The organism is Wenyingzhuangia sp. 2_MG-2023 (genome assembly GCF_030548295.1).
Taxonomy (GTDB): domain Bacteria; phylum Bacteroidota; class Bacteroidia; order Flavobacteriales; family Flavobacteriaceae; genus Wenyingzhuangia.
Map to the genome: position 1 here is coordinate 86,041 of NZ_JAUOSB010000003.1, position 21,513 is coordinate 107,553.

The window sequence follows — 21,513 nt, forward strand, 5'->3', positions numbered from 1 at the left end:
TTTAAAATAAATTGTTAAACTCTGTGTACAATAATTAGTTGATGCTAATGCTAATACCTAAAGCTGTTGAAGCTTCTGCAATTGCGGTTCCTTGAGTTTTTAAAGCAGAAGACAATTGTCCAGCAGGTCCGTTAGAACCTAATGTTTCTTCGCTAATAATTTCATCAAAATTCTTGTTCAATGCTAACAATGCATCTAATTTCTCGATAGTAATGTCAGCTTTTTCTTCTAAATTGGTAGAAATTTCAGAATTAGATTTAGCAACCAATTCAATCAATGAAGTTCCAGAAACAATAGTTCCATTTTTAGCAGTATAAGTTCCCTCAATTACATTGTTGATTCCGTGTACATTTGCCCACATATCTTGGTTGGTATTGTCAGAAAAACAAGAATGTTCATTTTCTTGATCTTCATCAATAGCAGCATCTAATCTTTCCAAAGCAACTTCTCCATTAGAAATAAATCCAATTCCGTTTAAAATGTTTGTCAAAGCTGTTTCAGTATCCATAGTTTCAAAAGTTGTTCTATAAGAACCACCATCAGCCCAAGTATCACGTAAATCTTTCAAATCATTGACCAATAAATTGGTTACAATTTGTAAATACTCTTTTCTTCTAGTTGCGTTTTCTTCTGTTGTGTAGTCTGTGTAATCTCTGTTTCCACCATCGGTAAAAATTCCATTCGCATTTAAGTCTTGTCCCCAAAGTAAAAACTCAATAGCGTGCCAACCTACAGAAATAGAATCATCATTTGGAGTTTCGTTGTTGTTGATTAAATTTTCTTCTGTTAATTCAAAAGTATCATCTCCAATAAGACCGTTTTGAACCTTTGTGGTTCCATCAGATACATAGTCTATATAACCTTCATCTAAAGGCCAAGCATTGATCTGTCCTTCTGTAGCTAATAAACTTTCATTGTCTATTGGTCCATTTGCTTCTCTAAAAGCTTCTGTCTGACCGTAAAAATCACGAGCATACAACCATGCATCTTGTGCTTCTGTTAATGTAGCTGCAGATGGTGAAGTAATAAAATCTTCTATTGCAGTTTGCATTGTTGCTGCAGTTGTGTACGCATCATCGTAATTAGTTGCTGCAATAGTAGCATAGTTAGAAACAAATAAATTTGTGGTATTAGACGTATTATCGTCATCACTACTACAACTGGTAATAACCAATGTAGCAGCTATCATAGATTTGGTTAGAATGGTAGATAAATTTCTTTTCATCTTAATTGGATTTATTATAAATAATTTTCTTGGCAAACATATAGTTTATTTAGACTTTATAAAAATTATTTTATAAAATTTTAAATTTATTTAACACAGTCTCTAAAGACAATTTAAATTCAGTTCCCTTTAATAGATCTTTTAAATAGAATAATTGATTGTAACTTAACAACATCCTTATTTCTATTTGTTTTGCTTGGTATACTACCATTTTGTTTTCTAAATCCGGAGGACAAGTGCATTGTGAGTGATGGTTAATAATGATTTCTGTTGATTTCACAAAGGCTTCAAGTTCACTTTTGTTTATGTAAAAGGATATTTCATTAACTTCTAAAACTAAAAATTTTTCATTTGAACCAAATTCGGATAGTTCATAACTCGTACCTAAATTGTTACTGTATATTTCTGTAAATGTTTTCATATGTTTTTTTTATACCACAAAAATATAATTTATTTTTATTTAGAATTAATAAAAATAAATTATATTTGTAGATAAGATTAACTTTTTAGAATTTTGGTCGGATTCTGAAAAATAGATATTATTTGTTTTTTGTTCTTTAAACTAAACCTTCTTTTTGTAGAGGGTTTGGTTTTTTTAGTTTTTCAAATGCTTTGAGTCTTTTAAATAAGCAATTAATTATTTTAAATAAATCTAAATAGTTTGTATGTTTGCACCTTATTTTATGCACCTTATTTTAACAATACTTGGTATTTAAGGTTTGGGATTTGTTTTTTAAGCATTCCAAAAAGATAAAATATAGATATTGAAATTTGTAGTGTTTAGTAGACTGATTTAGATGTTAAAGAAGTTAGATTTTACAAAATTTCATGTAATTAAGAAATTGAATGAAAGCAAATACAATTGCAGATTTACAGAGAGGGGAGAGAGCTATTATCAAATCATTTATGGAAATTGATGTTCCTTTAAAATTGATTGAAATGGGATGTATAGAAGGAAATTATGTAGAAGTTTTGCAAAGAGCTCCCATGCAAGATCCTATTTATTTAAATATTAGTGGTACTTATTTGGCAATTCGTTTAGAAATAGCTTCCAAAGTCTTAGTAGAAAAATTATGAGTAATATAAAGGTTGCGTTGGTCGGAAATCCTAACACAGGGAAAACATCTTTGTTTAACCGATTGACGGGATTGAACCAAAAAGTTGGAAACTATCCAGGAATTACGGTTGATAAAAAAATAGGATTTACAAAGCTTACATCAGATAAAGGTGCAGAAATCATAGATTTACCAGGAACTTATAGTTTAAATGCAAGTTCTTTAGATGAAGATGTAGCCGTAAAAGTACTTTCTGACAAAAACAATGAAAATTATCCTGATGTTGTTGTGGTGGTGGTAGATATTGAAAATTTAAAAAGAAATCTTTTTATTTTTACGCAAATCAAAGACTTAGGCATTCCTACTATTTTGGCCATCAACATGGCAGATCAAATGACAGTACGAGGAATTGATATTGACATTCCTAAACTAGAAAGTGTTTTAGAAACAAAAATTGCCTTAGTCAGTTCTAAACAAAATAAAGGAATTTCACATCTAAAAAAATTAATTACATCTTATAAATTATTGAGTGTTTTGCCGTGTTTTGTAGAGCAAGATTCAGTCTTTTCTCAATACGCTAAAGACGACAAAAAGAAACATCATTTAGAAACTGTAAGACGTTATCAATTTTTAAAATCAACACTTGAAGAAACCTACACGCAAGACCCTCAAAATGCGAAAGATATACGCACGCTCTTAGACCGAATTCTAATACACAAAGTATACGGTTATTTGATTTTTTTCACGATATTATTTACAGTCTTTCAAGCCCTTTTTTCATGGTCTGCAATACCAATGGATTTTATAGACAGTACATTTGCTACTTTGTCTGAAAAAACAAGAGAGTATTTGCCTTCTGGAGTTTTTACAAATTTATTGGCAGAAGGAATTATTCCTGGAATAGGAGGGGTCGTGATTTTTATCCCTCAAATTGCTTTTTTGTTTTTGTTCACTTCTTTTCTAGAAGAGAGTGGTTATATGAGTCGTGTGGTATTTTTGATGGATCGAATAATGAGACGTTTTGGGCTGAGTGGAAAAAGTATTGTTCCATTAATTTCTGGAACAGCTTGTGCCATTCCAGCAATTATGGCAGCTAGAAATATTGAAAATTGGAAAGAAAGATTGATTACCATTTTAGTAACTCCATTTACAACATGTTCTGCGCGTTTGCCTGTCTATGCAATAATCATAAGTCTAATAATTCCTACAGAAGCAACATTCTTATCTTTCAATGTACAGGGGTTGTTGTTGATGAGCCTGTATTTACTAGGTTTTTCTACAGCAATTCTCGCGGCTGCTTTTTTGGATAAAATGTTAAAAATTTCTTCAAAATCGTATTTTGTGATAGAAATGCCTAATTACAAATTGCCTTTGTTTAAAAATGTTGCTTATAATGTTATTGAAAAAACAAAAGCTTTTGTCTTTGAAGCTGGTAAAATTATTTTAGCTATATCTATATTGTTATGGGTTTTAGCTTCTTACGGACCTGGAGATCATTTAAAAAATGCTTCTGAAATTGTCCAAAAACAACACCCTACACACCAAGGAGATTTGTTGCAAACAGAAATAGCTTCCTACAAGTTAGAACATTCTTATATTGGAGTAATGGGTAAATTGATTGAACCTGCAATTAAACCTTTAGGTTACGATTGGAAAATTGGAGTTGCTGTAATTACCTCTTTTGCTGCCAGAGAAGTTTTTGTAGGGACACTGGCAACTATATATAGTGTTGGAAATGAGCAAGAATCTACCATTAAGGATAGAATGAGAAATGAAGTATACCAAGATTCTAAAAAACCGGTATATTCTTTTGCAACAGGAATTTCAATTTTATTATTTTATGCTTTTGCGATGCAGTGTATGAGTACAATTGCAATTGTAAAAAGAGAAACCAATGGTTGGAAATGGCCCATGATTCAGATGTTTGTAATGTCTGGAATGGCTTATGTTACTGCTTTTATTGCTTACCAAACATTGAGTTGATATGGAGTGGATTCAGAAAATATTAGTGATTATTACGGTGGTACTAGCTGTTAGATTCTTGTATAACAAATTTTTAAGAAAATCCTCTGAAAAATCTTGCGGAGGAGACAGTTGTAACTGCTAATACGCACTTTTTATTATTTTAGTTTGCCTACTTTTATGGCTTTTAATTTAGATAAGTGTATATGAAAAAAATAGAGTTACATTGGAAAATTATTATTGGACTTGTTTTAGGAGTTGTCATTGGGCTGTTGTTGAGTCAAGTGCCATCCGGAAAGTCGTTCACTGTTAATTGGATCAAGCCTTTTGGAACTATTTTCGTGAATTTACTAAAGTTGATAGCAATTCCTTTAATTATGGGATCTCTTATCAAAGGGGTTTCAGATTTAAAAGACATTTCTAAATTCAAAACCATGGGAATTAAAACCGTGGTTATCTATATTGGAACTACGGTTGTGGCTATTGTAATAGGTTTGTCTTTGGTAAACTTTTTTAAGCCAGGTGAGGGGATTTCTCCTGAAACTGTTCTAAAACTGAAAGAAACATATTTAACAAACGGTTCTTTACAAAGTAAATTAACCGAAGCTCAGTTTAGAAGATCTCAAGGACCTTTACAATTTATAGTAGATGTTGTTCCTAGCAACATTATACAAGCAATGGGAGATAATAAAAGTATGTTACAAGTAATTGCTTTCACATTATTTTTGGGAGTTTGTTTGTTGTTGATTGACGAAAAAAAAGCAAAACCTTTGAAAGATTTTTTTGATTCTCTTAATGAAGTCATTTTAAAAATGATAGACATCATTATGCTGTTTGCACCCTACGCTGTTTTTTCTCTTTTAGCAACAGTTGTGGTAACGTCTGATGATATGGATGTGCTTATTGCTTTGTTAAAATATGCTTCTGTAGTTGTTATAGGTCTTGTTTTAATGATTGTATTTTACTGTTTCTGTATTTCTGTATTTGTTAAAAAATCTCCTTTTTGGTTTTTAAAAAATATATCACCAGCACAATTGTTGGCTTTCTCTACAAGTTCTAGTGCTGCAACACTACCTGTTACTATGGAGCGTGTAGAAGAGCATTTGGGAGTTAAAAAAGAAGTATCTAGTTTTGTGTTGCCAGTAGGTGCAACTATTAATATGGATGGTACTAGTTTGTACCAAGCAATAGCAGCAGTATTTATCATGCAGGTTTTATGGCCAGAAGGATTAAATTTTCAAAATCAATTGATCATTATTGTTACGGCTCTGTTGGCTTCTGTAGGATCTGCAGCTGTTCCTGGTGCGGGAATGGTAATGTTGCTAATTGTTTTGGATAGTATTGGTTTTCCTAAAGATTTGTTACCAATAGGGTTGGCATTGATCTTTGCTGTGGATAGACCTTTAGATATGTTAAGAACTACTGTAAATGTTACTGGTGATGCAACAGTGGCAATGTTGATAAATAAAAGTGAGAAGTAATTACTTATAAATTACTTCTCACTTTTAAAATTTGTTTATGTCTTAAAGTTAAATCAACAAAGTCAAAACTGGTTTTTTCAAATGGTTTGCAATATCTAACGAAATACTGTGGTTAAAGAATTTAGAAAGTGATGATTTTCCATGTGTAGCTATAGAGACTAAAGAGATGTCATTCTTTTCTACAAAGTAATTCACACCTTCTAATACGGTGTAATCGTCGTAGTTTTCAAAGTACTCTAAATTGTCTAAATTTCCGTGAGCTTCCATTAAAAAATCCTCAAATCTAGATTCCATTTCTCTACTAGAAACAAATCCACCATCTGATTTGTTAACAAATAATAAAGTAGGTTTTACATCAATCATGTTAAAAAATGCTTGTGCTTTTAAGTAAGCTTCTATAGATTCTAGCTTAAAATCACTTACGTATACACTATTGGTAAATTCAATATCGTGAAGTTCTTCTTTAATTACTAAAACTGGAATTTTAGAAGTTTTTACCACTTTTTCAGTGTTAGAACCTAAAAAATAATCATTGTGGTTACTAACACCATGAGATCCCATTACAATTAAATCGGCATTTTGCTCTTCTGCCAAAGTTCCAATTTCTGGAAACAAAGCATAGTGTTTGATAATGATGTTAACTTCTAAATCTTCTAGGTAATCTTTGTCTACAAATGTTTCAAACTTTTTTTCAGCGAATTTTAACATAAAAACCATCGCTTTGTTATGGTCTCCTCCATTGTCAGAATAACCAGTAGGCATTTCTAGCATGTGAACTAAGGTCAAATTACCTGAATGCTTTTTGGCAAGCATGGCAGCTGCTTTTACTGCGTATTCAGAATATTTAGAGAAATCAACAGGAATTATAATATTTTTCATGATTTTAGTAGTTGTATTGGTCAATATAGATTAAGTTTTTGCACATATTAAATTTAATGAAAAAGTGCTGTTTGTGCAAAAAATCAAGGTTATAAAATTCTTTAATTTATAGAGATACGTTTCTTTTTATATTTTGTATATTTGCATGCAATTAAATTATATCTAATTGCAAATGTCTACAAACAAAGTTATTTCTGAAGGACTTACTTACGATGATGTATTATTAGTCCCAGCCTATTCAGAAGTGTTACCCAACACCGTCTCCATAAAATCAATGTTTACGAGAAATATTTCGTTAAATACTCCTATAGTGTCTGCTGCTATGGATACTGTAACTGAGTTTAGAATGGCTATTGCTATTGCTCGTGAAGGTGGAATAGGGGTGATTCACAAAAACATGTCAATCAAAGAACAAGCAAAACAGGTCAAAAAAGTAAAACGTTCTGAAGCTGGAATGATTTTAGAGCCTGTTACCATTTCTGCAAGTCAAACTGTGTTGGATGCTAATAAGTTGATGAATGAACACAAAATTGGAGGTATTCCTGTTGTAGATTCAGACAATGTTTTAAAAGGAATTGTAACCAATAGAGATTTGCGTTTTGAAAAAGATAGTGAAAGAAAAATTCAAGAAGTAATGACTTCTGAAGGTTTGGTAACTGTATCTTCGGGAACATCACTAAAAGAAGCGGAAGTAATTTTACAAGATAACAAAGTAGAAAAACTACCTATTGTAGATGAAAACTTCAAATTGGTAGGATTGATTACTTTTAGAGATATTGTAAAAGTAAGAGAAAATCCAGAAGCTAACAAAGACGAATATGGTAGGTTGCGCGTTGCTGCAGCTATTGGAGTAACTGATGATTGTTTGGATAGAGTTGCGGCTTTGGTAAAAGAAGGTGTAGATGCTGTGGTTTTAGATTCAGCTCATGGACATTCTGTAAATATTTTAAACAAATTAAGAGAAGTAAAAGCTGCATATCCAAATGTTGATGTTGTTGCAGGTAATATTGTAACTGCAAAAGCTGCTTTGGATTTAGTTGCTGCAGGTGCTGATGGTGTAAAAGTAGGAATTGGACCTGGATCTATTTGTACAACACGTGTTGTTGCAGGTGTTGGTTATCCACAATTGTCAGCAGTCATGCAAGTTTCAGAAGCATTGGCAGGAACTGGTGTTCCGGTAATTGCAGATGGTGGTGTACGTTATACAGGAGATATTCCTAAAGCTATTGCAGCTGGTGCAGATTCTGTAATGTTAGGTTCTTTATTAGCAGGAACCAGAGAAGCTCCAGGAGAAGTAATCTTATTCAATGGAAGAAGGTTCAAATCTTACCGTGGTATGGGGTCTGTAGAAGCAATGAAAAAAGGATCAAAAGACAGATATTTTCAAGGAGAAGAAGACAATAGTAAAAAATTAGTTCCAGAAGGAATTGAAGGTAGAGTTCCTTACAAAGGAGAATTGTACGAAACCATGCATCAATTTATTGGAGGGTTAAGAGCAGGAATGGGATATTGTGGTGCAGCTACCATTGCTGATCAAAAAGGATCAGAATTTGTAAGAATTACTGCTTCTGGAATTGCAGAAAGTCATCCACATGATGTAACCATTACCAAAGAAGCTCCAAATTATTCTAGATAAGACTTAGCTTTAACATATTTAAAACCATCTAACACATGCTTTATGTTAGGTGGTTTTTTTATATCTTTTTAGCAAGGAATAAATGATACTCAAAACATACTAAAATATGAATTACATTCTTTACGATGGTTCTTTTAGAGAGGCACTTTTACCGTTTACTTACACAAGACCCGTTGCAGATATTAGGATTGGAATTTTAACCATTCGAGAAAAATGGGAACATTATTTAAGGTTGACAACCACTACATTGACAGAAGAATATTTAGAAGATAAATATCCAATATTAGAGTTGGAGCAGAATATTTTTATCAACGCAGGCTACATTCCAAATACAAGTTTTGTTGAAGCCGTGAAAAATTTAAAACCAAATCAAAAAATAACATTTCAGGAAGATACAATTGCTTTTTACACAACAGATGATCAAGAGGAAGTTGATTTTGAAACGTATGAAACTATTGATTTAGAATTAGTTGAAGCCATTGAGTACAAATGGGATTTATTTCTTAAAAATGAGTACGCATTAAAACAAGATTTTGATTTGCTTACTGCCGATGAAATTTCTGAACCAATTCCAGAAGGCGTTCAAGCAATTGAGAAGGAGAATATTTTTATTGAAGAGGGAGCCAAAATTAGCCCTTGCATTTTAAATGCTTCATCGGGTCCAATTTATATTGGTAAAAATGCAGTGGTTTTAGACGGAGCTATGATTAGAGGTCCTTTTGCACTCGGAGAAAATGCCGTGGTAAAAATGGGAGCAAAAATTTATGGAGCTACCACAGTTGGACCGAATTGTAAAGTTGGTGGTGAAATAAAAAACAGCATTCTTTTTGGTTTTTCTAACAAAGGACACGAAGGTTATTTGGGGAATTCTGTAGTAGGTGAGTGGTGTAATTTTGGTGCAGACACCAATGTTTCCAATTTAAAAAACAACTACAGTGATGTAAAGGTTTGGAGTTATGAAGAAGATGATTATGAAAATACAGGTCAAACTTTTTGCGGTTTGATGATGGGAGATCATTCCAAAACGGGAATCAATAGTATGCTAAATACTGGTACAGTTGTTGGTGTGAACGCAAATATATTTGGCTCTACCATGCCCGAAAAATTTGTGCCTTCATTTAGTTGGGGAGGAATCAAAGAAAAAGAAGAGTATAATTTTGACAAGGCTATGGAAACTGCGACAAAAGTAATGAACCGTGCTTCGCAAGAATTTACAGCTCAGGATAAAGCCATTTTAGAAGAAGTTTTTAAACAAACCCAAAAATACAGAGACTTATAATATGTTTAGTGATTTAGAAAATAAAATAAAATCAGCAATTAGAGACGTTCCTAATTTTCCAAAACCAGGAATTTTATTCAAAGACATTACTCCAATTATGTTGGATGCTGTTTTGATGGATGAAATAGCGGAAGCAATTGTACTTCAATTCAAAGAAGCTAAAATTGATGCCGTTGCAGGTATTGAATCTAGAGGATATTTGTTTGGAGTTTTGATTGCTCAAAAATTAAAAGTTCCTTTTATCATGATTCGTAAAGAAGGAAAACTACCGGCAAAGACCATCAAACAATCCTACGATTTGGAATACGGTACTGCAACCATAGAAGTTCATGACGATGCCATTGTTACAAATAGCAATGTTTTGATTCACGATGATTTGTTGGCAACAGGCGGAACAGCAGTTGCAGCAGCCAAATTGATTCAACAAAAAGCCAACGTTGTTGGGTTTAGTTTTGTGATTGAACTTGCCTTTTTAAACGGGGCAAATCTATTGCAAAATATCAACAAGAATGTTCAATCTTTAATTACATATTCATGAAAATAAAACACTTTTCATTTCTATTCCTATTTGTTTTTATATCGATATCTACAAATGCACAACGCTTGTATCGATTTAATGACAACGGAAAAACAAGTACCAAAGAATTTGATTTGATCGATACTAAATTAAATCTGAGTTTTGACTTTAGCGATCAAACAGTAAACGGTGAAGCATGGTTAACTTTAAAACCTCATTTTGACAGTACAGACAAATTGCAATTGGATGCAAAAAAAATGAACATCTATGAAGTGTCTCAAAATGGAAAAGCTTTAAAATTTTACAATTCTAAAGAAAAGTTAAACATCGATTTGCCAAAAATTTATACCCAAAATGATACGGTAAAATTGTACATCAAGTACAAAGGAAATCCCAATAAGGTTGAAAATAAAGGGGGAGTTGCTATTACTGATGACAAAGGTTTGTACTTTATAAATCCTAATGGATTGGATAAAAACAAGCCAACACAGATTTGGTCTCAAGGAGAACCTGAGCAAAATAGCGTTTGGTTTCCTACGATAGACAAACCAAATCAGAAATCTACTGAGCAAATTACCATGACGGTTCCTTCTAAATACAAGACCCTGTCTAATGGATTGCTTATTTCTCAAAAAGAAAATGAAGATGGAACTAGAACTGATGTTTGGAAACAAACGTTGCCACATGCTCCGTATTTGTTTTTTGTAGGTGTGGGAGATTTTGAAATCATCAAACACGAATGGAGAGGAAAAGAAGTGAGCTATTATGTAGAACCTGCTTACAAAGACAATGCAGAAGAGTTGTTTAAAAACACAAGTGAAATGCTAACGTTCTTTTCAGACCTGACAGGTGTAGAGTATGTTTGGGACAAGTACAGCCAGATTATTGTAAGAGATTATGTAAGTGGTGCTATGGAAAATACTGGAGCTGTAGTTCACGGAGAAAGTGCAATGTTGTCTAAAGGAGAATTGTTAGAAGATAATTCTTGGGAACCTGTAATTGCTCATGAATTGTTTCACCATTGGTTTGGAGATTTGGTAACCACCGAGAGTTGGGCAAATCTTACAGTGAATGAATCTTTTGCAAACTATTCAGAGTTTTTGTGGATAGAACACAAATACGGAGCAGACAAAGCTAATGAATACATGATCAAAACTAGAAGTAGGTATTTGGATAAAAATGCTTTGGCAGAAAATTATGGTAAACATTTGGTTCGTTACAATTACAGCAAAAAAGATGACATGTTTGATGTGATTAGTTACAACAAAGGAGGAATGATCCTTCACATGCTTAGAAAATATTTAGGAGATGAAAAGTTTTTTGCAGGAATTAAAACTTATTTAAAAGCAAACAAATTTAAAGCTGCAGAAGCACACCAATTGCGTTTGGCTTTTGAAGAAGTGTCTGGAGAAGATTTGATGTGGTTTTTTAGCCAATGGTACTATAGCAATGGACATCCTAAGTTGAATGTTACTTTTCAAAAAGATTTGTTGACGAATAAGTTGAAAGTAAAAGTGACACAATCAGACAAAGAATTTGATTTTCCTTTAAAAATATCAGTTTACAAAAGTAAACTCATAGAAGAGTATCCTGTTTTTGTGGATGGTAAGGAAAAAATATTTGAGTTTTCTTTTGATAATGAGAAAGATATCAAGTTGATCAAAGTGAATTCAGATCATTCTTTGTTGGCAGAAATCACGGTTCCAGACTTAACCACAGAGGAATTGATTTACCAATATGAACATGTAAAGCATTTTGAAGATAGAAAAGATGCTTTGGAACAATTAAAAGACAAACAAGAAGATAAAGATGTATTGAAAGTTTTTGAAGCAGCCTTAGAAGATCCTTATGCGGGTATTCAAATTTTTGCGTTAGAAAACATCAATCTTGCTGAAAAGCACAAAAAGAAGAAGATTATTCGTGAAATAGAGAAGCTTTCAGGTCATAAAAACCCAAATGTAGCTGCAGCAGCTATCTCTACGTTAGGAAAGTTGGTCAATCATGACTATATATCTATTTTCAAAAAAGGTTTGGAAAGTGAATCTCCTAAAGTAAAAGGAAACAGCTTGTTAGCCATGTTTTACGTAGACAAAGATCTTGCTAAGTCTTATGCAGATGGTTTGTCTAATGAGATTAAGGATGTTATTTATGTACCTCTTTTAAAAATGTACTTAGAAGACCGTAAAGACATTCATGTGAGCTTTGTAGCTAAGTATTTATTAACGGGTATGTACTTTATTCAAGACGAAAAATTGAAAGAAAGCTTTAAAGATGCTTTTGACTGGGTAGCGGCTACAGATAATGAAGAAGCTATCAAAGTTTTGGTAGATGATTTTGTTAAAAATGGAAATAAATATAGAAAATACAACTTTAATTTTGAGTGTATTAGACTTTTAAGACAGATTATAGACGTTCAAAATAAAACCAACAATGCGAATAAAGCTACTATTATAAGCTTGTTAGAGCAAGGTATTAGCGAATTGGCTAGTGAATAGTAGTATCTTATATAAATAGTCCTTTAAGGGTTTGTGTACTCCTTAAAAGTACCATTCTTATAAAAAATAACAATCCTTTCTATTGATGAAGGGGTTGTTATTTTTTTGTCTTCATCCCAAACAGTCTCTTTTTGCTGTACACTTTGTTCTGCGGCTGGTTCTGTACTGCTAAAAAGGTTTTGTGGATTCTTTTTAGGAGGTAGATCAGCAATTACTTCATTTTCTTTCTTAGGAAAACTTCCTTTCCCATATAGCAACCAGTCTAAAGTGATTTCTTTATAGGTATTTGCCATTTTTAAGACAAACTCTAAGCTAGGTTTGTTTCTACCTGACAGTAAATGTGAAATACTAGAACGCTGTACTTTGATCTCATCCGCAAATGTAGCAGCAGTCAAATTGTAATAATCAAAGACTTTGTGGAGCCTCGTAATAAAGTCATCATTGTTTAACATTGTAAATTAAGGTTTTAGAATGGATTAGAACAATACTAGTTACAAATGTAATCAATCTGTAATTAAGATACAATAGATAGGAGTAATTCGGTTGATTATGGCTCTATTTAACACTAATTAACATACTGTAATATACTGTTATATAACTTATTAAAGATTGTTAACTGTATAATTATATAGTCTTGTGTTTTGCAGTCAATTCGTGTAATCCTATGTCTAAACCAGTAAACACGTAATATACTTTTGTAAGAAATAATTCAACCCAATGGTTACTTATGTAAATTACATTTGTAAACAAAAGGTTGATTACTTTTGTAACATGAATGCAATTGAATTGAATACTATAGAAAATTGGTACGGTACTAATTTAGAAGACAAATTAAAAGGCCGTAGAATTGTTTTGGAAGACATTGAACCGATTCTGAAACAATTAAAGACTCCTTTTGAACTTTCAAAAATTGGAACGTCAGAAAGAGGAAAAAATATTTATCAAGTAAAAATTGGTACAGGACCCAAAAAAATTCTTTTATGGTCTCAGATGCACGGAAACGAAAGCACTGGAACCAAAGCTTTGTTTGACTTGTTTAAATACTTAGAACAACATCTTAATAATAAAGACTCTTTTGTGGATGATTTGTTAAGTACATGTACGTTGGTTTTTATTCCGATGTTGAATCCTGATGGGTCTGAAGCTTTTACTAGAGTCAACGCTAATGATGTAGATTTAAATCGTGATGCTGTAGCTTTAGAAGCTAAGGAAAGTCTTTTGCTACGTAATGTATTAGACACCTTTGCACCTGAGTTTTGTTTCAACCTACACGACCAACGAACCATTTTTAATGTTGAGGGGTTTAAAAATCCTGCTACTGTTTCCTTTTTAGCTCCTTCTATAGATGTAGAAAGAACGCTTACAGAAGGGAGAAAAGAAACCATGTCAGTTATCGTAGCAATGAACCAAATTCTGCAGAAATTGATCCCTAATCACGTAGGAAGGTACACAGATGAGTTTTATCCAACGGCAACAGGAGATAATTTCCAAAAGCTTGGTTACAACACCATTTTAATAGAGGCTGGACATTATTTGAATGATTATGATAGAGAAATCGTAAGGAAATATAACTTTTATTCGATTTTAAGCGGTTTAAACTACCTAACCTACACTCAAAAACATACCAATTATGAGCCTTATTTTGACATTCCAAACAATGGAAAACAAAATTTTGACGTAATTTTAAGAAATTTTAAAGTTGACACAAATCAACATGAAGACGTTGCTTTTCAATATGATTATGAGGTAGTTAACCATAAGTTAATTACAAAATTAGTAGAGTATAAAAGAGGAGATTTATCAAAATATAATGGATATAATGAGTTTTAGTTTAAATTTTCATTAAGAATAGCTATATTTAAATTGTAAATACACAATAAACTTTGAAATTATTGTAATTTTGTAAATTGAAAACAAAGTAGTAAGCATCCCAAGCCATGAAAAAACATCATTTAGACGAAATAGATCATCAGATATTAGATATGCTAATTGACAATGCAAGAACTCCATTTACGGACATTGCGAAAAAATTATTAGTATCCGCAGGAACCATACACGTTCGTGTGAAGAAAATGGAAGAAGAAGGAATCATTAAAGGTTCTACTTTAACCTTAGATTATGAAAAAATGGAATACAATTTTATAGCTCACGTTGGGTTGTATTTAAATAGTAGTTCCAAAATTAGAGAGGTGTTAAATGCTTTGGAACAAATTCCAAATGTAACTGTAGCTTATATTACAGCAGGTAAATACAATATTTTCTGTAAAATTAGAGCAAAAGATACCAACCAAGCAAAAGATATTATTTTCTCTATAGATGCTATTGACGGTGTGAATAGAACCGAAACAATGATTTCTATGGAAGAAAGCATCAATGATAAAAAACGTATGATGCACGCAATTTTTAAAGATTATTAAAATTCGGCACAAACTGTAAGAAACACCTTGGCAATACTACTAAGGTGTTTTTTTATGTCGTATTTTAATAAAAATGAGTAAAGAAGATCCTACAAACATTCAAGTTAGTGCTAATCTCTCCTTTTGCTATTCTTTTGGGTTGTCCAAAATAGAGCAAGACTGGAGCAAGGCTTGTGGTCACAATACATATTTGTCCGTTTCTTATCTAAAAGCTTTGCAAGAGAGTGCTATTTCTTATACAGAACATCTATATGTTGTGTGTTATCAAGATCAGCAGCCCATTGGTGTTGCTTATTTTCAACGAATAGAAGTTAAGGATACCTTTTTCTCACAAAAAAAATTCCCTCATAAAATCAACGCTAGAATGCGTTCTCTTATTTTGAAAAAAATGAAAGGGAATTTGTTGTTGTGCGGAAATTTTTTTGCGACAGGTGTCAATGGTTTTTATTTTAAAGAAACTAAATTATCGGAATTATTGCCCAAAGTGGTTGACAAACTGATAGCGCATCTTCAACAAAACAACCAAAAGGTCAACTTTGTGATGTACAAAGAATTTTGGATGGATAAAAACACCTCATTCCAAAAATTTCTAAACAAAAAACACGAACGTTTTCAGATTGATGTAAACATGATTCTTTCCATCAATCCTTCTTGGACTTCTTTTGAGGATTATTTAAATTCTATGACCACCAAATACAGAACACGTGCCAAGGGAATTTATAAAAAAACCAATCATATTCTTTATAGAGATTTTTCTGCTTTAGAAATTTTACAGTATCAACTAGAAATAAATGAACTGTTTGCTTCCGTACTAAAAACGTCTAGTTTTAATATGGTACAGCCCAATGTCAGGAGTTTTTACGAACTAAAATTAGCGTTAAAAGAAGCCTTTGTTTTTAGAGGTTATTTTGAGCAAGATACAATGGTGGCTTTTAGCATTGCTTGTAAAAATCTGAATTATATAGATGCCAGTTATGTTGGAATTGACTACAGTGTAAATAACAAAACACCAATTTACCAAAGACTGCTGTACGATTATGTAGTTTTGGCAATAGAAAATAGAGTAGAGGAGTTGCGTTTGGGTAGAACCGCAGAAATTATGAAAAGTAGTTTGGGAGCGTTGCCTGTACCTATGAATCTCTACGCAAAACACACAAATCCGTGGTTGCATGCAATTCTAAAACCTTTGTTGGTATATGTACAGCCCAGCACCTTTGAAATTAGAAGACCCTTTAAAAATTAAAACTTCAATTTTTAAAATTGTGTAGACTATTGATAATAAGATTTTTAAGTTCGTGTACATTTGATGTTCTTTTGCCTAACTAACTTTAAAAATATTTTTTGTAATACCAAATAAAGCAGTTGAACAAGAGAACCAATACAGAAATTAGACAGGTCATAAAATAGAAAGACATGTTTATTTAACGCAAAAACTTGTCTTTATAGAGGTAATATTATTCGTTCATAAATTCAAATCAATTCTAAATACAACATTTGTTTGTTAAAAGTTGCTCAATAATTTCGTGAAACTTCAAAAACTGCGTAATTTTGCAAAACTCAAAAACAGTATATGGAATTGGATGTAACCAAGAAAACCCCCAAAAAGAAAGAGCTATACGATTATCAAAAAGAAAATATTGATAAGGTTTTTGAAAAAATCGAAACAAAAGATTCCAATTATAATTTAGTCTTTCAGTTGCCTACAGGTGGTGGAAAAACAGTTATATTTTCGGAAATTGCCAGACGATTTATCAAAGAAAAAGCAAAGAAAGTTCTGATATTGACCCATAGAATTGAGTTGAGTAGTCAAACCTCTAAAATGCTGAATGAGTTTGGAGTTGCCAACAAGGTGATTACTAGTGATGTAAAGTCATTAGACGATCAGTCTGAGTTCAATTGTTTTGTGGCGATGGTTGAAACTTTGAAAAACCGATTGAATGATGATTTGCTAGACATGAAAGATGTTAGTATGGTTATTATTGATGAGGCTCACTACAATTCTTTCCGTAAATTATTCAAATACTTTCAAGATTGTTTTATTCTTGGAGTTACCGCTACACCTCTGAGTTCAAACATCAAATTGCCGATGAATGAAATATACAATGAGTTGTTGGTGGGAGAACCTATTTCTACATTGATAGATCGTGGTTTTTTAGCAAAAGCAACTACCTATACGTATGATGTGGCTCTTGGTGGTTTGAAAGTGGGAATTAATGGAGATTATACTGTAAAATCTTCGGACGATTTGTACACCAGTAACATTATGCAAGACAAGTTGTTGAGTGCTTATCTTGAACAATCTTTGGGAAAGAAAACGTTGATTTTCAACAACGGTATCAATACTTCTTGGCATGTGTACGATACTTTTAAAGCCGCTGGTTATGACAATGTTCGTCATTTAGACAACACCTTTTCTAAGCAGGAGAGGAGCGACATTCTAAAATGGTTTAAGCACACACCTGATGCCATTTTAACTTCTGTAAGTATTTTGACTACTGGTTTTGATGAACCTAGTGTGGATACCATTATTTTGAACAGAGCAACCAAATCCATCACGTTGTATTACCAAATGATTGGTCGTGGATCTCGTGTGTTTAAAGACAAAAAGAACTTTAGTGTGATTGATTTAGGAAACAATGCTGCTCGTTTTGGTCTGTGGAGTGCTCCAATCAACTGGAAACGTATTTTTAAATCTCCGGATTATTATTTAGACAATCTGATCAATGACGAAGAAATAGAACGTCAGTTTGTGTACGATATGCCTAAAGAAATTAGAGAAAAGTTTAAAAACTCTAAAGACATTTCTTTCAAAGTAAAAGAAGAATACGACAAAGCAATCAAGAGAGGAATCAAATCTAAAATTGTGTTGGACAAGTCTGTAGAGCAACACGCACAAATGTGTTTTGAAAACGCAGAAGATGTTTTTGATGCTAGAGATTTGGCTATTTTGTTGGAAGAAGACATTAAGGATAGAATTAAAAAATACTCTCACTACATGATCAAAAGTACCAAAAACTACATCATGTGGCTAGAAGAAGATTACAAGCGAAAGCTGAACACAGCTATCAATATGAAGTTTAAAGAATAATCTTCATATTTTTCTAATATAATTGAGAGAAAGAAATTTTTATACACCGAATCTTATTAATTTTATAAGACATAAAAACAAAATAAAAATGAGAAATTTTTTTAGAAATACACTATTGGTGTGTTTGAGTGCTAGTATGTTTGTAGGTTGTTCTAGTATGAACAGCACAACCAAAGGAGGATTGTTAGGTACAGGTGCAGGTGCTGCTATTGGTGCCGGAATTGGAGCTTTGATTGGTGGTAAAAAAGGGGCTGCTATTGGAGCTATTGGTGGTGCTGCTGTAGGTGGAACTACAGGTGTTATTATTGGAAAAAAAATGGACAAACAAGCTGAGGAATTAAGAAACTCTATTCCTGGTGCTCAAGTTTATAGAGTTGGTGAAGGAATTGACGTTGTTTTTGATGAAGGAGCTGGAATTTATTTTGCTTCTAACGGAACAGTTATTAACCAAGACACCAAAAACACTTTGACAAAATTAGCTGAAGTATTGACCAAATATCCTGAAACAAATTTATTTGTAACTGGACATACTGATGCTGATGGTGCGGAAGCTTACAATTTAACATTGTCTAAAAAAAGAGCACAATCTGTAGCTTCTTACTTACAAACTTTAGGAGTTCCTGCTGATAGATTTACTGTAAAAGGTGAAGGTGAATTGTTACCAATTGCTGACAATTCTACTGCTGTAGGTAAAGCTAAAAACAGAAGAGTTGAATTGGCTATTATTGCGAACGAAACCATGATCAAACAAGCTGAAGAAGAAGCTAAAAAATAACATACAAAGGACTGTGATTTTTGCAGTCCTTTTCTTTAATAAATTCTATTTAACATAATATAAATTATAATACATATGTTGTCATTGTTATTTTATAAGAGAATTCCATTTGGTAGCTATAATAATGTAAAATTATCCTCTTGCTAAAATCACTCGTATTATTTTTAAACACAATTTTCCAACGCTTGCAACCGAACAAAAGCTCACTTCTTTAATTTTAACTTCTATTTAATATAATATTAAACATCAATAGGTATTGTTACTTTTATCTGATTTAAAACGTCATTATATATATCAATATCGGCTTCATTTGTTTCAATCGAGATAATCAAGCTATACCTAACTGATGAATCATAACGATTAAGCTTCTTTCTGTTTTTCCACCAACCACCAACAGGATAAATTGCTATTTTGTTTCTTAATGCTAAATCCGCAGCTGCACCAACCCAAATATCTTTGTGTATACTTCCTTTGTCTCTAACTTGACTTCCCAATATCCAATTCTCACTGCCTTCAGCTACATAATCACCTTGTTCTTCTTTTATGGCTTTACTAACTCGAGCTTGAAAAGCTTTTATACTTTCATTTTTATCAATCATCTTAAACCTTAAACCATGTGATTTATATGATTGGTCACTGGCATATCTTTTATTTCCAGGATTTGGTTCTATAAAATATGATAATGTCACTATTAATTTCACATCTAGTTCAGCCAAATCGGATAAAATATCAGTTGGCCACGGTAAATCAAATAAATGAAAAATATTAGTTTTAACTCTACTTTCTTCAAACTTGAAAGGCTTCAAAGTTCTTTCAGCAATAATACTTAAAGAATTTTCAGCACTGTATTTAGCTTTATTTAAATTTGGAACTCCATAACCCACTCTTGCTAAAAGTTTAGATTTATCTTCTGAAGACAAACTACTTAAACTCCTATTATTAAGCATTATATTATTCCAATCTGCTGAATGAATTATTAAAGCTCTAATAGTTTCAGGTAAGTAACTTGGATATTTTTGATATAATTCAGCAGCAAATCTTGCAGCTAAGGCTGTAGCAGCACTTGTATCTGCTATCGTTGAAAGCCAAGACCTTCCAATACCTCCTACTCCAGTTGATAATAATTTTAATGATTCTTCATCTAATATACCTGTATTAAATATACCATCATTTCCTCCTTCAAAAACAACATCTGGTTTCTTTGGCCATGTTTTATTCCAACTAATAGAAGTTGTATTACATGGAGACATCTGACCTCTTTGTGCTAGTAGTTCAGCTCCTGGATAAGTCGTAACATCTAATCTATCTTTATTAGTATAAGCACCTATAGTGATAGCATTAAATGCTTGAGCAGGATCTTCTATTGATAGGTCATCGTTAGCAATAGGATAGCTCAACCTATCTGCGTAAGATAAATTTCCGCTTGAAACTAAAATAATAGTATTATCGTTTCTTTCTTCAATTGAGCCAAACATTTTTTGATCAATTGCTGCTGACCAAGAGGATGGTCTTCCTAAATATTTATTATCTGGAGAAGTAACGGCTAAACAAACAATTCTTTTGTTATCAGGATTCATAATCTCTCCAATAGATATTGCTTCAAGAGTTATCTGTCCATATAAATCTGGATCATTAGCTGTGCGATCAATAATTTTAATACTCTCTATATTGTTAGAAACATTAATTTGTGTACTAGAACTCAATGGCTCATTTAAATCTCCATATATAATAAGACCAGCCATTGGAGTTCCATGTCCATGTCTATATGAATCAGAGTTTGTCCAAGTTGGATTTACTGAATCTAAGTTTCTTTCTGGAATTAAATCTATTAATAATGGATTGACTCGATTGACTCCAGAGTCTAATAAACATACTGAAACATTATTTTGTTCTATTTGATTATTAATTCTATCACGTAAATCATTTATAAAATCACCTTCCCAATCTTTATCAAGGTTTGTGAAAAAATTAGAAGTTTCAACTGGTTTCCTAATTTCTGCTAAATTATTAATATAAAGCAATTTTTCTGATAGTTCTTCAGGAGTAGCTTTAATTAAACCTACTATGTTTTCAGGAAAAACCAGGAGTCTATTACTAGTTTTAACACTATCTGAGACTAGAGAGTTTAAGGTTCCTTGTACAACTTCTTTATTAGAATCACTAAACCAAACTTCCCACCATACACTTACATTTGAGCTTGGAAAATCTATTTCTGGTTCTTGCCAAAAGCTTTCCAAAGTAGCTGCTCTAATATTTTCAATATTAGCAATTAAATTCTGGTTTTTTGGTTTACCTGTTATTGTTTCTTCTGTTAAATATTTTTCAACTTTGTTTAAAAAAATTGAAACGGCTTTTTTATTTAGATAAACCGCAATTTTATATACAATTTGTTGATTGTTATCAAAGTCTGTAATGAATTCGGCTCTGCAGGACGCTAGTCTATAATTACCAGCTACATCTTCAAAACTATCGAAAGCTAGTTCAAAATTTAATGCAGATTCAAACTCAATATAGACAAATTCATATTCTTCATTTCCATCAGTAAACTCAGAAACTGCAGACCTAAAGGAACTTTTTATACTCGATCCGTGTCCTCTTCTATCTCTGTCATCTTTATGATGAAATTTTCCGCCACCATAGGTGCTATATGGTAAAGAAGAATTATTTCCATTAAGAAAAATGTGATTTAAGTCAGACATACACT

General features: G+C 32.3%; 17 protein-coding genes. 12 read left to right on the forward strand and 5 right to left on the reverse strand.

Annotation, left to right across the window (positions count from 1 at the left end; translation table 11 throughout):
• Nucleotides 1–34: 34 nt before the first annotated feature.
• Nucleotides 35–1,225: an imelysin family protein gene (locus Q4548_RS06000; protein WP_303452580.1), complete on the reverse strand. Its 1,191-nt coding sequence runs from the start codon at nt 1,223–1,225 to the stop codon at nt 35–37.
• 70 nt (nt 1,226–1,295) lie between these two features.
• A complete protein-coding gene (locus Q4548_RS06005) occupies nt 1,296–1,646 on the reverse strand; it encodes a hypothetical protein (RefSeq protein WP_303452583.1) in 351 nt (116 codons plus the stop codon).
• 425 nt (nt 1,647–2,071) lie between these two features.
• Here Q4548_RS06005 and Q4548_RS06010 point away from each other — a divergent pair, with 425 nt between their 5' ends.
• From Q4548_RS06010 to Q4548_RS06020, 3 genes are all read left to right on the forward strand, one after another.
• Nucleotides 2,072–2,302, forward strand: a complete 231-nt coding sequence (locus tag Q4548_RS06010) for a FeoA family protein (protein ID WP_303452585.1) — start codon at nt 2,072–2,074, stop codon at nt 2,300–2,302.
• Complete coding sequence (gene feoB, locus Q4548_RS06015) at nt 2,299–4,263, forward strand: ferrous iron transport protein B (protein WP_303452587.1); 1,965 nt, start codon at nt 2,299–2,301, stop codon at nt 4,261–4,263. Before Q4548_RS06010 ends, feoB begins: the two co-directional genes overlap by 4 nt.
• Nucleotides 4,264–4,448: 185 nt before the next feature.
• Nucleotides 4,449–5,723: a dicarboxylate/amino acid:cation symporter gene (locus Q4548_RS06020; RefSeq protein WP_303452588.1), complete on the forward strand. Its 1,275-nt coding sequence runs from the start codon at nt 4,449–4,451 to the stop codon at nt 5,721–5,723.
• Between the two features lie 48 nt (nt 5,724–5,771).
• On the opposite strand, the gene Q4548_RS06025 is transcribed toward Q4548_RS06020, so the two are convergent.
• Nucleotides 5,772–6,602 carry a universal stress protein gene (locus tag Q4548_RS06025; protein WP_303452590.1) on the reverse strand — a complete coding sequence of 277 codons (831 nt, stop codon included), beginning with the start codon at nt 6,600–6,602 and terminating at the stop codon, nt 5,772–5,774.
• 172 nt (nt 6,603–6,774) lie between these two features.
• Here Q4548_RS06025 and guaB point away from each other — a divergent pair, with 172 nt between their 5' ends.
• The 4 genes from guaB (at nt 6,775) to Q4548_RS06045 (ending at nt 12,529) form a co-directional block, all read left to right on the forward strand.
• Complete coding sequence (guaB, locus tag Q4548_RS06030; RefSeq protein WP_303452592.1) at nt 6,775–8,238, forward strand: IMP dehydrogenase; 1,464 nt, start codon at nt 6,775–6,777, stop codon at nt 8,236–8,238.
• Between the two features lie 106 nt (nt 8,239–8,344).
• Nucleotides 8,345–9,517, forward strand: a complete 1,173-nt coding sequence (locus tag Q4548_RS06035) for a GlmU family protein (protein ID WP_303452594.1) — start codon at nt 8,345–8,347, stop codon at nt 9,515–9,517.
• A gap of 1 nt (nt 9,518) precedes the next feature.
• The gene (locus Q4548_RS06040; protein ID WP_303452596.1) at nt 9,519–10,055 is read left to right on the forward strand and encodes an adenine phosphoribosyltransferase; all 537 of its coding nucleotides are present in this window, start codon (nt 9,519–9,521) and stop codon (nt 10,053–10,055) included.
• Nucleotides 10,052–12,529: a M1 family aminopeptidase gene (locus tag Q4548_RS06045; protein ID WP_303452599.1), complete on the forward strand. Its 2,478-nt coding sequence runs from the start codon at nt 10,052–10,054 to the stop codon at nt 12,527–12,529. Before Q4548_RS06040 ends, Q4548_RS06045 begins: the two co-directional genes overlap by 4 nt.
• A gap of 23 nt (nt 12,530–12,552) precedes the next feature.
• Here Q4548_RS06045 and Q4548_RS06050 read toward each other — a convergent pair whose 3' ends face one another.
• A complete protein-coding gene (locus Q4548_RS06050; RefSeq protein ID WP_303452601.1) occupies nt 12,553–12,981 on the reverse strand; it encodes a helix-turn-helix transcriptional regulator in 429 nt (142 codons plus the stop codon).
• A 319-nt stretch (nt 12,982–13,300) separates the two neighbouring features.
• Here Q4548_RS06050 and Q4548_RS06055 point away from each other — a divergent pair, with 319 nt between their 5' ends.
• The 5 genes from Q4548_RS06055 to Q4548_RS06075 all read left to right on the forward strand — a co-directional run bounded on the left by Q4548_RS06055 (nt 13,301) and on the right by Q4548_RS06075 (nt 18,809).
• On the forward strand, nt 13,301–14,359 hold the full coding sequence (locus tag Q4548_RS06055) for a M14 family zinc carboxypeptidase (RefSeq protein ID WP_303452603.1): 1,059 nt from the start codon (nt 13,301–13,303) through the stop codon (nt 14,357–14,359).
• A 107-nt stretch (nt 14,360–14,466) separates the two neighbouring features.
• Nucleotides 14,467–14,946 carry an Lrp/AsnC family transcriptional regulator gene (locus Q4548_RS06060; RefSeq protein ID WP_303452605.1) on the forward strand — a complete coding sequence of 160 codons (480 nt, stop codon included), beginning with the start codon at nt 14,467–14,469 and terminating at the stop codon, nt 14,944–14,946.
• Between the two features lie 73 nt (nt 14,947–15,019).
• Nucleotides 15,020–16,189 carry a hypothetical protein gene (locus Q4548_RS06065; protein WP_303452607.1) on the forward strand — a complete coding sequence of 390 codons (1,170 nt, stop codon included), beginning with the start codon at nt 15,020–15,022 and terminating at the stop codon, nt 16,187–16,189.
• Between the two features lie 327 nt (nt 16,190–16,516).
• Entirely contained in the window at nt 16,517–18,034 is a 1,518-nt protein-coding gene (locus tag Q4548_RS06070) for a DEAD/DEAH box helicase (RefSeq protein WP_303452609.1), read from the forward strand.
• 88 nt (nt 18,035–18,122) lie between these two features.
• Nucleotides 18,123–18,809, forward strand: coding sequence for an OmpA family protein (locus Q4548_RS06075; RefSeq protein WP_303452611.1), 687 nt, complete (start codon nt 18,123–18,125; stop codon nt 18,807–18,809).
• 239 nt (nt 18,810–19,048) lie between these two features.
• On the opposite strand, the gene Q4548_RS06080 is transcribed toward Q4548_RS06075, so the two are convergent.
• Complete coding sequence (locus Q4548_RS06080) at nt 19,049–21,508, reverse strand: S8 family peptidase (RefSeq protein WP_303452613.1); 2,460 nt, start codon at nt 21,506–21,508, stop codon at nt 19,049–19,051.
• Nucleotides 21,509–21,513: the final 5 nt, after the last annotated feature.

Bases quoted from the DNA above. Each gene is read 5' to 3' on its own strand.
- Q4548_RS06000 (WP_303452580.1), bottom strand. From the start codon at position 1,225: ATGAAAAGAAATTTATCTACCATTCTAACCAAATCTATGATAGCTGCT.
- Q4548_RS06005 (WP_303452583.1), bottom strand. From the start codon at position 1,646: ATGAAAACATTTACAGAAATATACAGTAACAATTTAGGTACGAGTTAT.
- Q4548_RS06010 (WP_303452585.1), top strand. From the start codon at position 2,072: ATGAAAGCAAATACAATTGCAGATTTACAGAGAGGGGAGAGAGCTATT.
- feoB (WP_303452587.1), top strand. From the start codon at position 2,299: ATGAGTAATATAAAGGTTGCGTTGGTCGGAAATCCTAACACAGGGAAA.
- Q4548_RS06020 (WP_303452588.1), top strand. From the start codon at position 4,449: ATGAAAAAAATAGAGTTACATTGGAAAATTATTATTGGACTTGTTTTA.
- Q4548_RS06025 (WP_303452590.1), bottom strand. From the start codon at position 6,602: ATGAAAAATATTATAATTCCTGTTGATTTCTCTAAATATTCTGAATAC.
- guaB (WP_303452592.1), top strand. From the start codon at position 6,775: ATGTCTACAAACAAAGTTATTTCTGAAGGACTTACTTACGATGATGTA.
- Q4548_RS06035 (WP_303452594.1), top strand. From the start codon at position 8,345: ATGAATTACATTCTTTACGATGGTTCTTTTAGAGAGGCACTTTTACCG.
- Q4548_RS06040 (WP_303452596.1), top strand. From the start codon at position 9,519: ATGTTTAGTGATTTAGAAAATAAAATAAAATCAGCAATTAGAGACGTT.
- Q4548_RS06045 (WP_303452599.1), top strand. From the start codon at position 10,052: ATGAAAATAAAACACTTTTCATTTCTATTCCTATTTGTTTTTATATCG.
- Q4548_RS06050 (WP_303452601.1), bottom strand. From the start codon at position 12,981: ATGTTAAACAATGATGACTTTATTACGAGGCTCCACAAAGTCTTTGAT.
- Q4548_RS06055 (WP_303452603.1), top strand. From the start codon at position 13,301: ATGAATGCAATTGAATTGAATACTATAGAAAATTGGTACGGTACTAAT.
- Q4548_RS06060 (WP_303452605.1), top strand. From the start codon at position 14,467: ATGAAAAAACATCATTTAGACGAAATAGATCATCAGATATTAGATATG.
- Q4548_RS06065 (WP_303452607.1), top strand. From the start codon at position 15,020: ATGAGTAAAGAAGATCCTACAAACATTCAAGTTAGTGCTAATCTCTCC.
- Q4548_RS06070 (WP_303452609.1), top strand. From the start codon at position 16,517: ATGGAATTGGATGTAACCAAGAAAACCCCCAAAAAGAAAGAGCTATAC.
- Q4548_RS06075 (WP_303452611.1), top strand. From the start codon at position 18,123: ATGAGAAATTTTTTTAGAAATACACTATTGGTGTGTTTGAGTGCTAGT.
- Q4548_RS06080 (WP_303452613.1), bottom strand. From the start codon at position 21,508: ATGTCTGACTTAAATCACATTTTTCTTAATGGAAATAATTCTTCTTTA.